Here is a 12,746-nt window from a genome sequence, read left to right as displayed (position 1 = left end):
GTCCGAGGCATATTGTCGTTATTGATTGTTGGTGTCTGGTAACGCGGAATCCTTGGGGCGTGCCTCGGCCCATTTGAGCAATGCATCAAGTGCCGGGCAAAGTGATTGCCCCCACTCACTCATGCGATACTCCACCTTGGGCGGAACCACCGGATAAACCTTGCGTTCGATTATACCATCGGCTTCAAGCTGGCGAAGCTGCTGGGCAAGCATCTTCTGCGAAATGCCGGGGATCAGCTTTTCCAGATCTGAATAGCGTTGGACTTTACCACCGAACAGATGGAAAAGAATAATCAGCTTCCATCGACCCTCGAGCATTTTAAAGATCGTTTCGACATCTGATGCTGCAGTGACCGGGGTGTAGGTTTTTGCCATGCTTGGAACCTGTTAGTTACTTACTTTAAAGTACGTACTTCCCAAAATGTGAGTTTGTTTGAAAAATGCCTGTCTGACAAGCAAGCAGACAGGAACAAACGAAATGATCAAACTCCCCGAACCGATCATCGCATATTTTGATCCCGCCAATAGCGTTGAGCAGAAGGCGGCGGCTTTCAATGACACTGCAATTGTCGAAGACGAAAACCAACGCCATCAGGGACGACCCGAAATCGGGAAGTGGATGGCGGATGCCAAAGCAAAATACAACTTTGTGGCCGAGCCGATTGACGTTGTTCATGCAGATGAAAAATTTGCCGTGAAAGCCAAGGTCAGCGGTGACTTTCCCAACAGTCCGATTGAGCTTGATTACCGGTTCGAACTCGCGAATGGCAGGATCGAAAAGCTTCTGATCGGTTAGGCGACCGCGACTTTTTGCACAACTTTCCCAGTAAAATGAGCGACCATAAAATGTTTCAGCTTCCAGATCCTGCGCAGGAATTTGCGCAGAAACGCATAGTTGTGACCGGCGGCACCAAAGGTACAGGAAAGGCCGTTTTTGAACGCATGCTAGCCGGTGGGGGAACCTTGATCACGGCAGCCCGCGGCGAGAAGCCCGATGATATCGCCAGCGATTGCTATGTGCAGGCGGACCTTTCGACCACGGCCGGCGTCGAAAAACTGGCCGCAGCCGCACGCGAACGCATGGGAGGGGTTGATATCCTGATCCACGTTCTGGGTGGGTCGTCAAACCCGTCCGGTGGCTTTGCCGTGATCGACGATGCCGGTTGGGAAAAGGAACTGAACCTTAACCTGATGTCGGCTGTGCGACTTGATCGCTGTCTGGTGCCCGAAATGATCGCGCGTGGCAGCGGTATTGTTGTGCATACATCGTCAATTCAGCGGCGTTTGCCGCTATTTGACGCAACAACGGCCTATGCGGCGGCAAAGGCAGCACTTACGACTTACAGCAAGGTTCTTTCGAAGGAAGTTGGTCCCAAGGGCGTGCGGGTTAATGCTGTTGCGCCGGGGTGGATTTATACCGATGCATCAAAGGCGATGGTCGAACGGATTGCCGAAGGCGGCGGTATCGGCGAGGAAGCCGCGCGCCAAAGCATCCTTGATGCATTGGGAGGCATTCCATTGGGACGACCCGCAAAACCCGAGGAAGTGGCAGAATTGATTGCCTTTCTGGCATCAAGCCGGGCGTCGTCGATTCATGGTGCGGAATATACCATCGATGGCGGCACGGTCCCGACCGTCTAGGAAAAGTACAACGCTGCCCGGTCAGCTGGACTGATCGACATGTTCGATACCGGGATCAATTCCGGCAAAACTGGGCAGGGCTGTGCTCATCCATAGATGCTTTTTGGCTTTGAAAGGCGTCGGGTCGTCGAAGCTGCCAAGCCTGAAATCGAGGAAGTCGGGATAATCGCCGTGCCGCCAGGTAACGCTTGACCCGCATTTCGGGCAAAAGCCGCGAAACCGGTTGGGTGAACTTTCAAACTCGGCCGGTTTGGCATCCCATTTCAGGTTTACCGTCGGAAAGGTAACAAAGGTTGAGACGCCTGAGCCACTATCCTTGCGGCACATGCCGCAATGGCAGTGATTGCCACCCGTCGGCTCGCCTGAAACAGAAAAGCGCACCGCGCCGCACAGACAGCCGCCGGTATGAAGATCGGTGGTTGTGGTGGTGGGCATGGTGCGCTTTTCCTTTTTGATCAGGGCTTATTCCGCCGGAACGCCCGTCGTGGTGGAATATTCGAAATGGAATTCCTTGTCCGGGAACAGGTAGCTGCGCGCGGAATGGATCGCACTGGCACCTTCGGCAAAGCCCGACAGGATCAGTTTCAGTTTGTGGTCATAGGTCGCGATATCGCCAATCGCGAAGATGCCCGGAACCGAAGTTGCCATGGTGGCCTGCGTGACACCAATATGGTTGCGATCAAGGTTAAGGCCCCAATCGGCAATCGGGCCAAGTTCCATGGCAAGGCCAAAGAACGGCAACAGGTGATCTGCTTCCAGTGCAAGTTCCTCGCCCTTGAGCGTCGCAACGACAACATGGGAAAGCTTGCCATTGTCACCCTTCAGGCTCTTGAGCTGATAGGGAATGACCATCTCGATCTTTCCGGCTTCGGCCAAGGCCTGCAATTTCGCACTGCTGTCCGGAGCGGCACGGAATTTCGGGCGACGATGAACAACCATGACCTTTTCGGCAATGTCATGAAGGGAAAGCGCCCAATCCACAGCCGAATCACCACCACCGGCAATGACAACCTTTTTGCCCGCGAAATCGGCACGGCGTTTGACGTAATACTGAACGCCGCCGCTGCCTTCGTAATCTTCAAGGCCTTCCATCGGGGGCTTGTTCGGGCCAAAGGCACCGCAACCGGCCGCAATCACAACCGCACCCGCGTCAATGATGGTGCCGACGGATGTTTCCAGCGTGAAACGGCCATCGTCACGTTTTTCAAGCTTTGTGACCTGCTGACCGAGATGATAGGTCGGCTCGAACGGGGCGGCCTGTTTGGCAAGCTGATCAATCAGGTCCTGACCGGCGATCTGGGGATGTGCCGGAATATCGAAAATCGGCTTTTCCGGATAAAGCGCGCTGCATTGTCCGCCAACCATATCAAGCGCGTCGATGACATGAGTTTTAAGCCCAAGCATTCCGGCTTCGAAAACGGCGAAAAGACCGACAGGGCCGGCGCCAATGATGGCAATATCGGTGCTGTGCGACGCGTCTGACATGTTCATTCCATCCAAATAACATCAGGTCGATAAAAGCGACGGTAATTCTTTATCCAATCTATACATGTGCGAGATAGCATTTGGGACCCTTTATCGCAACGTAAACCGCCCTTTCTTGCAGGTTGTCCGGCAAACTGCTGCCTGCATTATCCGATGCATGTAAAATCATTGCGAAGGGTGGGTCCATCACCCTACAACTAGGATCACAACACAATTATTCGACGGATATCATGAGCAAGACAGTCACTGTCAGTGATCAGAAAGGTACCGAAACCCTTGCCGGACAGCTTGCCGCCCTGGCAAAAGCCGGTGACGTGATCCTGATGCACGGGACGTTGGGGATGGGGAAAAGCGCGTTTTGCCGCGCCTATATCCGCGCGCTTGCCGGTAATCCGCATGAAGAAGTCCCAAGCCCGACCTTTACACTGGTTCAGGTTTACGAACTTGATCCGGTCCCGGTCTGGCATTTCGATCTTTACCGGCTTTCCGATCCCGAAGAAGTCCACGAACTTGATATCGAGGACGCCTTTGCCGATGGTGTCAGTTTGATTGAATGGCCTGACCGGTTGGAATATCTGACGCCGCAAGACCGGCTTGATATTCATATCGAACCCGGATCAAACCCAGATGCGCGCGTTTTTCAACTGGTCCCGTATGGCGAGGATTGGGAAAAACGGATAACAAATCTGCCCGGGGTCGCATCATGACCGTGATGGGACGTCAGGATGTCATCGACAGATTTCTGCGCGAAAATGGCTGGGCTGATATTGAACCCGTCGCATTGGTTGATGATGCATCGGCGCGAAAATATTATCGTCTGGATAATGGGCGACAGACGGCCCTTCTGATGGATTTTCCGCCTGACGCGATCAGTGTCGACCCGCACGGTATTCATGAAAACCCGGAACGTCCGGCTTCGGTCACGCCGGTTATTGCAACGACATCACTGCTGTCGCAAGCCGGTTGGCGTATCCCCGCGATATATGCAAGCGATGTTGCGCTTGGCCTTGTCCTGATCGAGGATTTTGGCGATCTGACCTTTACCCGCGCGCTTGATCTGAGCGGGGCCTCCAAACCGGCACTTTATCTGCGTGCGGTGGATCAGCTCATCACCCTGCACCAATATTGTGATACCCGGTTTGAAAGTGCGGATTCCGGGCTGGTCCGATACGCACCAGACAATTTCAAGCGCATGCTGCAAAGCTTCAAGGACGATTATCTGCCGCTGATCGTGACGGATGTCGCAAAGCGCAGCCGTGCCATCAGCGAATTTGATGCGATGCTTGAGGCCGTGTTGCCGAACTGCTGGAAATCCGGCGAGGTGATCATTCACCGCGATTATCACGTTGATAATCTGATGCTGGTTGAAAATGACGAGGGCGGCGAGGATTGCGGCATCATTGATTTTCAGGACGCGGCAATTGCCCCGCGGCCCTATGATCTGGTGTCGCTTTTGCGCGATGTACGTCATGATATTGGGGTCGAACTTGAAAACAGCCTGAAGGACCGATATTGCGCCGCCTTTGAAAATCTTGATCGTTCCGATTTCGAAATGTCTTATGCGGCCTGCAATATGGTAAGGAATTTCAGGATATTGGGTCGGTTCGGCTGGCTCGCGATCAAGGCAGGCAAACGACGCTATTTTGATTTCATCCCGCGTTGCTGGGAATTGATCGTGCGCGATGCAGACCGCAATCTGCCGGAACTGGCCGCATGGATTGCACATCATATCCCGGTCGAGGCACGAATGGCTCCGTCACTTTTAAGCCGACAGCAATCGTCCGAACAGGGGGCATCCTGATGAGGGACAAGAACGCAAAGGCGCAAGCAATGGTTCTGGCTGCCGGGCTTGGCAAACGCATGCGTCCGATCACCGATCATATGCCAAAGCCGCTGGTGCCGGTTGCGGGCAAGCCGATGCTTGATCACGTACTGGATAAGCTGGCTTTGGCGGGCTTTGATCAGGCGGTGGTCAACAGCCATTATCTGGGGCAGATGATTGTAGACCACGTCGCGACCCGGACCCTGCCGCGGGTGCTTTGTTCGCCCGAGGAAGACCTGCTTGAAACAGGCGGCGGGGTGAAAAAGGCCCTGCCAATGTTGGATGATCAGGCCGTGCTGGTTGCCAATGCGGATGTCTTCTGGACCGAAGGGGCGGAGCCGCTTTTTGACCGCCTGACAGAGGCCTTCGATCCGGACCATATGGACGCGTTGCTTGCGATCTATCCGGTCGAAGGGGCGTTTGGTTATGACGGTGCGGGTGATTTCTTCTGGCAGGTCGATGGTCGGTTGAAGCGTCGCGGCGATGCCGTGTCTGCCCCGTATTTCTTTACCGGTGTTCAGATCCTGTCGCCGCGATTGTTTGAAAATACCCCTGATGGCGCGTTTTCATCAAATCTGGTTTACGACAAGGCATTGGCATCGGGGCGCTGCTTTGGTCTGGTTCATGACGGGGATTATTTCCATATCGGCACGCCAGAAGCATTGGCCGATGCCGAAATCGTCATTGCAGATGCATTGGCGCACGAAAGTGCCGCCAGAATGGCAAAAGCAGCCAAATCTGGGGGTGGCTGATGGCGGATCTGTTCGATTATATGGACGCCGCCGATCACTTTGCCGCACCGGCGGCACAGCCGGAAAACCTGTTTTATATCCCGCCGGGGGCCGCCTTTGCCGATCTGATTGCAAAACAGCTGATTGCCGAAACGGCCAGCCAGCCCGTTGCCTTGTCCGACTATGTCCTGATGGTACCCAATCGCCGTTCGGCCAAGGTGATGCGCGATGCGTTCCTTCGTCAGTCGAATGGGGCGGTGACGATGCTGCCGACCATCCGCGCGCTGGGCGAGGCGGACGAGGACGAACTGGCAATCTATGGTGCCGGTGGGGAACAGTCAGCCCTTGATCTACCGCCATCCATTCCGGATCTGCAACGGAAATTGCTGTTAACCCGCCTGATCATGAACCGGCCCGATCACAAGGGCGATAAACCAACTGCGGATCAGGCCGCCCGTCTTGCCGGCGAACTGGCGCGGTTCCTCGATCAGGTGCAGACAGAAAACTGCAAATTTGATGATCTTAAGGGGCTGGTGCCTGCCGAATTTGCCGAACATTGGCAATTGACGCTGGAATTCCTGCAAATCCTCACCTTGCACTGGCCGGCCATTCTCGAAACCTATCAGGTCAGTGACCGGGCCATGCGCCGCAATGCCCTGATTGCCGCCCAGATCACGCTTTGGCGCGAAAACCCGCCCGCGACACCAATCATTGTCGCCGGATCGACCGGCCCGTTTCCGGCATTGCGCGATCTGATGAGTGCGGTTTTGAACATGCCGCATGGTCGTGTGGTCCTGCCGGGTCTGATGACGGGGTTGGGGCGTAACGACTGGCAGGCGATTGGCGAGGACGCCACCCACCCGCAACATCTTTTGGGCACGACATTGCGTCATATCGGGCGTGATCCGGCAACGGTTCTGCTTTGGCCCTCGGTGCCTGCGGCGAACCTTGGGCAGGAAGAACGTCGGCGTTTGGCCCGCGAAGCCCTGCGTCCGGCGCAAACCACCGATCAATGGCGCCATGTTGGCAATTTTGCATCCGATGCGCTTGATGGCGTGCTGCGTATCGATTGTTCCGGTGCCCGCGAGGAGGCCGCCACCATTGCCCTTCTGATGCGTGACGCGCTTGAAGTGCCGGGCAAGACATGCGCACTGGTAACACCAGACCGGGGATTGGCGAGGCGCGTGGCAACCGAACTTCGCCGCTGGGAGGTCGAGGTTGATGATTCGGCCGGTATCCCCTTGCACGACACCGCACCAGCCATTTATCTGCGCCTTGTCGTGCGCGCCGTGCAGGAACAGTTTGCCCCGGTGCCGTTGCTGGAGCTTCTGAAACATCCGCTCAGCGCGGCAGGATTGCCGCCCGAACAGTTCCGTGTCCTGACCCGTCAGATGGAACAGTATGTTTTGCGTGGCGCACGCCCCGGTCCGGGTCTGGACGGTTTGCAGGTGGCACTGGATGGCTGGCGTGACGAGACGATTGATCGTATCACCGCGTCTGGTGCGGATAATGCGGCCCCGCGGACTGAACGCATCCGTGATGACCATGCACGGCTTTCCGACCTGATCGCGCGGTTTGAAACCTGTTTGGCACCGTTGCTTGATCTGATGGATGAAAAATCGATCTCGCCGGTTGGTGCCTTGCGCTGTCATATTCAGACTGCCGAGGCCCTGGCGGCAAGCGATGTGCAGGACGGGGCGGAGCGCCTATGGCGCGGCGAAGCGGGCGAGGCCCTTGCCGATTTTGTCCATGAACTGCTTCAGGCATTAACCGATTTCGTCCCCATGCCGGGTATCCGGTATGCGGCCTTTCTGGATGCCTTGATGGCAGAGCGTGCCGTTCGTCCGAAGTTTGGCAAACATCCGCGCCTGTTTATCTGGGGAACGGTCGAAGCCCAGATGCAGCAGGCCGATCTGACCATTCTGGGTGGATTGAACGAAGGTGTCTGGCCCCCCGAAGCCGGTGCCGATCCATGGATGAGCCGTCCGATGCGGCGCAATTTTGGCTTGCCAGCGCCAGAACATCGCGTTGGTCAGTCGGCCCATGATTTTCAGCAGCTATTTTGCGCGCCAGACGTTGTGATGACCCGGGCCCTGCGCGTTGAAGGCACGCCAACCGTGCCGTCCCGCTGGTTGTTACGGATTGAAAACATTCTTCGGAAGTCGGGCGTTTCAATGGAAAAGCCCGACGCCCATGCGTGGCGTGCGATGGCGGATATGCTTGATGAGCCGCGCGATGACATGCGCCGCAAAATTGGCCGTCCGGCCCCGACACCACCGGTTTCGGCCCGGCCGCAACGCTTGTCGGTTACCCAGATTGAAACATGGATGCGTGATCCGTATGCGATCTATGCCCGGCATATCCTTGGTTTGCGCAAACTTGACGGGGTGGACGAAGATCCCGGTGCGGCGGATTACGGCAATCTGATCCATGATGCCCTTGATCAGTTTATTTCGAAATATCCCGATCACCTGCCGCCTGACGGCGAACATCAATTGATCATGATCGGGCGCGAGGTGTTCAAGCCGCTTGCTGCCCGTCCGGGGCTCTGGGCGTTCTGGTGGCCACGGTTCGAACGGATCGCCCGCTGGTTCATCCAGACGGAGGCCGCGCGCCGTGATGACGTGCGCAAATCCTATACCGAACAATCCGGGACGCTTGAAACCGCGACCGGGTTCGAAGTCTATGCCCGGGCAGACCGGATTGACGTGCTGCGCGATGGCGGGATCGTGATCATTGACTACAAAACCGGGATGCCGCCCAGCCAAACCGATGTTGCCAGTGGTTTCGCACCGCAATTGCCGCTTGAAGCCGCCATTGCGCAGGATGGCGGATTTAAGGATGTCCCGGCCGGTCCACCGGCTTCCATGGCGTTCTGGAAACTTTCCGGCGGTGATCCGGCCGGCGAAATCCGCGAGATCGATACCAAACGCATGAAAACCACGCCGGCGGAACTGGCGCGTGATGCAGTGGCCGGGGTGAATGTGTTGGCCAAGGCCTTCGCAGATGAAAAAACGCCTTATCTCAGTGTACCGCACCCGGATCATGCGCCAAAATATTCCGATTACGTCCATCTGGCGCGCCTGCGCGAATGGATGGGCAGCGAGGATGTCGAGGCGGCGGACGGCAACGAGAACAGGGATGGTGACGCATGACCGAAATTCGCGGCACCGATCCCAATATCCTGCAACGCAATGCGTCTGACCCGATGGCATCGGTCTGGGTGTCGGCATCGGCCGGTGCGGGCAAGACAAAGGTTCTGTCGGACCGGGTGTTGCGCCTGATGTTGTCGGGGACTGAACCCCATCGCATCCTGTGTCTGACCTTTACCAAGGCCGCCGCGGCGGAAATGGCCAACCGTGTCAATGAACGGCTGGGTCATTGGGCCACCATGGAAGATCGTGAACTTCATGACGATCTTTTCAATCTGGCTGGAACCGCGCCAAGCGTTGATGAAACGCGTCGCGCGCGCCGCCTGTTTGCCTCGGTCCTTGATGCGCCGGGCGGGATGAAAATCCAGACGATCCATGCTTTTTGCCAGTCATTGCTGCGCCGTTTCCCGCTTGAGGCCGGTCTGGCACCGCATTTTGAAATCATGGACGACCGGACTGCGGCCGAAACCATGGCCGATGTACAGGAAGAAGTGCTGGCCTTTGCCCGGAATGGCCGGGACGACGATCTGGCGGATGCTCTGTCGGTCGTGACCGGACAGGTCCGCGAAGGTGCCTTTGGCGAAGTCATGGGTGAACTGGCGCGTGAACGTGGCCGTTTGAAACGCATGCTGGCCCATCATGGTGGTGCCAACCGGATGCGTGATGCGGTTTATGCCGCCCTTGGTGTTCCGGTCGGACAGGACGAGGATGCTGTATTGCGCAGGGCTCTGTCTGATGATGCGTTTGACCGCGACGGCCTGATGCGCGGGTTGGCCGCGTTGGAGGCCGGGACCAAAACAGATCAGGACCGCGTCCCGGCACTGGCGCAATTCCTTGAAAAAACCGGTATCGAGGATCGGCTGACGGTGTTTTCAGATTATCGTGGTGTCTTCTTTACCGCCGCAGGCGAACCGCGCGCCAAGCTGATCACGAAAAAGGCCGCCGAAAATCACCCGATGGGGGCCGATGCGCTGGAAGCCGAATGTGCGCGCCTGATCGAAGTCGACCGTTTGCGCAAGGCCGCTGCTTTGGCCGGGGCGACGGCGGCCCTGATCAGCATCGGAAATGCGATGCTGGATCGTTATGCCGCCAAAAAGGCCCTGCATGCCCGCCTTGATTATGATGATCTGATCCTGACCAGCTTGTGGTTGTTGCAACAGCAGGCCGGGATTGCAGGGTGGGTTTTGTTCAAACTCGACGAAGGTCTTGACCATATCCTGATTGACGAGGCACAGGACACCAACCCCGAACAATGGGAAGTGGTGCGCATTCTGGCCGAGGAATTCTTTGCCGGTGCGGGGCAACATGATGAAAAACCACGGACAATCTTTGCCGTTGGGGATGCGAAACAATCGATTTACAGCTTCCAGCGCGCCGATCCCGAAAAATTCACCCAGATGCGGGCTTATTTCCGCGAACGGGCACGCGAAATCGAAGCCGAATGGCGCGAAGTCCCGATGAATATATCGTTTCGTTCGACCGATGCCGTGCTGGGCACGGTGGACCGGGTTTTTGCCGGGATGATCGCGAAACAGGGGGTGGGCGATGATGGTGCCGATGTCAGCCACAGTCCGTTCCGTGTCGGGCAGGCCGGTCGGATCGAATTGTGGCCGGCGGTGGAGCCGCAGGAAAGAGCCGCCGAGGACCCGTGGACCCCGCCAACCCGTATCGTGCGCCTTGAGGACCCGGAAATCCGCCTTGCGCGGGTCATCGCCGGGCGTATCCGCCATGCAATCGACACCCGGGAGGAACTGACATCGCGCGGGCGTCCGGTGCGGGCAGGTGATTTCATGATCCTGGTGCGGCGTCGGACGGCCTTTGTCGACGAGGTCGTCAAGGCGCTGAAGGAACGCAACGTTCCGGTTGCCGGTGTTGACCGTATGCAGATCACCGATCAGCTTGCCGTGATGGACCTGATCGCCTTTGGCCGGTTTCTTTTGATGCCCGAAGACGACCTGACATTGGCCGAGGTCCTAAAAAGCCCGCTGATCGGGTTTGACGATGATCAGTTGTTTGCAATTGCCCATAACCGTCCCCGCACCCTTTGGCTTGCCTTGCGCGAAAAGGCCGGCAGTGATGATGCCGATCCGGCCTTCCTTTCGGCCTATGAATTCCTGTTCAAATGGCTGGGGCGGGTTGATTACGAACGCCCGTTTGAACTGTTTGCCGAGCTTCTGGGCGGGCGTGGCGACGATGCGCGCGGGGTGCGCGCCCGTCTGGTCGGGCGGCTCGGGATCGAGGCAAATGACCCGATTGACGAATTCCTCAACCTTGCCATGGGATACGAAGCCGATCATGCGCCGACCTTGCAGGGGTTCCTGCACTGGCTGATGGCAGGGGACGCCGAAATCAAGCGTGACCTTGAACAAAGCGGCCGTGACGAGGTCCGGATTATGACGGTGCATGGGGCTAAGGGCCTGCAGGCGCCCATCGTATTCCTGCCCGATACCATGCAGGTACCCACACAGGCCCCCAACCTGTTCTGGCAGGAAGATCGCGATCTGATGTATTGGCTGCCGCGTGTGGCACTGGAAACCGATGTGGTTGCGCGGTTGCGTGACGGTATCGCGATCAAGCGCGATCAGGAATATAACCGCCTGCTTTATGTCGCCCTGACGCGTGCCGAAGACCGGCTTTATATCTGCGGTTGGCAGGGCAAGCGCAAGGCACCCGATCATTGCTGGTACAATCTGTGCCAGCAGGCCATGGAGGGCTATGCCCGGTCCGAGCCGTTTGATTTTTCCGATTTTTCCGGGTCCGGCTGGGCCGGTGATGGCTGGGTATGGGAAACCGATCAGCGCGAAGCACTCCGGGCCGACAAGGTCGAAACCGCAATCGGTGCGACAGATTTGCCCAAACGGACCCTGATTCGCGATATCGCCCCGATCGAGGCCTTTCCGCCCAAGCCACTGGCACCAAGCCGCCCGCTGGAAGAAGAACCGTCTGTGCAATCGCCATTGGGCGGGGATCAGGGCCAAAGCTTCAAACGCGGCCTTCTGATCCACAAACTGCTTGAATTGTTGCCTGACCTGCCTGAAGCCAAAAGGCGGGCAGCTGCCGAACGGTTCCTTGCCCAGCCGGTTCATGCGCTTGATGCAGACCAGCAGCGCGAAATCACCAATGAAACAATCGCGATTTTTGAGAATCCCGAATTCGCACCTGTTTTTGATGCCGGATCAAAGGCCGAGGTGCCGCTGGTCGGGATCGTCGGCGGGGACGTCGTTTCCGCACAGATTGACCGTCTGGTTGTGCGTGAAAACGAGGTCATGATCGTTGATTTTAAAACAAATCGTCCGCCCCCGCGCGATGTCGAGGGGACACCACGTGCCTATCGTCGGCAGATGTCGATTTACCGGGCCGCATTAAGCCAGATGTATCCGGACAAACGCATTCGCTGTTTCATCCTTTGGACCAACGGACCATGGATGGTAGAGCTGCCCGAACACATCATGAGACTGTAACGCGCTTGACGTTTGCGTCAGTGCTGCCTACCTTTGCCTCCATACAGCGGATCGAGGTTAGCGGGTTTACCCCACTTGGCCTCGTAACAACCAGGAACTGATAGTATGACCACGATTAAAGTATCCGATACTTCGTTCGATTCCGACGTTCTGGGTTCCAACGACCCGGTTCTCGTCGATTTCTGGGCGGAATGGTGTGGCCCGTGTAAACAGATCGCGCCGTATCTGGACGAAATTGCTGGCGAACTGGGCGGCAAGCTCAAGATTGCCAAGGTAAACATCGACGAAAACCCGAACACCCCGGCGAAATACGGTGTGCGCGGTATCCCGACCCTGATGATCTTCAAGGGTGGCGAAGTTGCAGCGATGAAAGTTGGCGCGCTGCCGAAAAGCGCTCTGGTTGACTGGATCAATCAGTCGATCTGATCATCTGATCGGTGACGATCTTAAAACA

11 protein-coding genes are annotated in these 12,746 nt (G+C 57.1%); 8 read left to right on the top strand and 3 right to left on the bottom strand.

From position 1 onward, the window contains the following. Positions 1-18: 18 nt before the first annotated feature. Positions 19-375 (bottom strand): winged helix-turn-helix transcriptional regulator, encoded by a 357-nt coding sequence (locus R1T41_RS06590; protein ID WP_209220624.1) that lies wholly within the window; start codon positions 373-375, stop codon positions 19-21. Between the two features lie 103 nt (positions 376-478). Here R1T41_RS06590 and R1T41_RS06585 point away from each other — a divergent pair, with 103 nt between their 5' ends. Then, positions 479-796: a nuclear transport factor 2 family protein gene (locus R1T41_RS06585; RefSeq protein ID WP_317340752.1), complete on the top strand. Its 318-nt coding sequence runs from the start codon at positions 479-481 to the stop codon at positions 794-796. 50 nt (positions 797-846) lie between these two features. Next, entirely contained in the window at positions 847-1,641 is a 795-nt protein-coding gene (locus tag R1T41_RS06580) for an SDR family oxidoreductase (protein WP_317340750.1), read from the top strand. Positions 1,642-1,662: 21 nt separating this feature from the next. Here R1T41_RS06580 and R1T41_RS06575 read toward each other — a convergent pair whose 3' ends face one another. Then, positions 1,663-2,076: a GFA family protein gene (locus R1T41_RS06575; RefSeq protein WP_317340748.1), complete on the bottom strand. Its 414-nt coding sequence runs from the start codon at positions 2,074-2,076 to the stop codon at positions 1,663-1,665. 27 nt (positions 2,077-2,103) lie between these two features. Then, positions 2,104-3,126 (bottom strand): NAD(P)/FAD-dependent oxidoreductase, encoded by a 1,023-nt coding sequence (locus R1T41_RS06570; protein WP_181850494.1) that lies wholly within the window; start codon positions 3,124-3,126, stop codon positions 2,104-2,106. Positions 3,127-3,356: 230 nt separating this feature from the next. On the opposite strand from R1T41_RS06570, the gene tsaE reads away from it, so the two are divergent. The 6 genes from tsaE to trxA all read left to right on the top strand — a co-directional run bounded on the left by tsaE (position 3,357) and on the right by trxA (position 12,718). Next, complete coding sequence (tsaE, locus tag R1T41_RS06565; RefSeq protein ID WP_209220619.1) at positions 3,357-3,833, top strand: tRNA (adenosine(37)-N6)-threonylcarbamoyltransferase complex ATPase subunit type 1 TsaE; 477 nt, start codon at positions 3,357-3,359, stop codon at positions 3,831-3,833. Then, positions 3,830-4,927, top strand: coding sequence for an aminoglycoside phosphotransferase family protein (locus tag R1T41_RS06560; protein ID WP_317340744.1), 1,098 nt, complete (start codon positions 3,830-3,832; stop codon positions 4,925-4,927). The genes tsaE and R1T41_RS06560 overlap by 4 nt, the downstream gene beginning before the upstream one ends. Beyond that, a complete protein-coding gene (locus R1T41_RS06555) occupies positions 4,927-5,700 on the top strand; it encodes a nucleotidyltransferase family protein (protein ID WP_317340742.1) in 774 nt (257 codons plus the stop codon). Before R1T41_RS06560 ends, R1T41_RS06555 begins: the two co-directional genes overlap by 1 nt. After that, positions 5,700-8,834 (top strand): double-strand break repair protein AddB, encoded by a 3,135-nt coding sequence (addB, locus tag R1T41_RS06550; protein ID WP_317340740.1) that lies wholly within the window; start codon positions 5,700-5,702, stop codon positions 8,832-8,834. The genes R1T41_RS06555 and addB overlap by 1 nt, the downstream gene beginning before the upstream one ends. Next, complete coding sequence (gene addA / locus R1T41_RS06545) at positions 8,831-12,292, top strand: double-strand break repair helicase AddA (RefSeq protein ID WP_317340738.1); 3,462 nt, start codon at positions 8,831-8,833, stop codon at positions 12,290-12,292. Before addB ends, addA begins: the two co-directional genes overlap by 4 nt. A 105-nt stretch (positions 12,293-12,397) precedes the next feature. Continuing rightward, a complete protein-coding gene (trxA, locus tag R1T41_RS06540; protein WP_007088718.1) occupies positions 12,398-12,718 on the top strand; it encodes a thioredoxin TrxA in 321 nt (106 codons plus the stop codon). The last annotated feature ends 28 nt before the right edge of the window (positions 12,719-12,746 follow it).

Source organism: Thalassospira lucentensis, from assembly GCF_032921865.1.
Taxonomy (GTDB): domain Bacteria; phylum Pseudomonadota; class Alphaproteobacteria; order Rhodospirillales; family Thalassospiraceae; genus Thalassospira; species Thalassospira lucentensis_A.
This window is presented reverse-complemented; position numbering and strand designations above follow the sequence as displayed.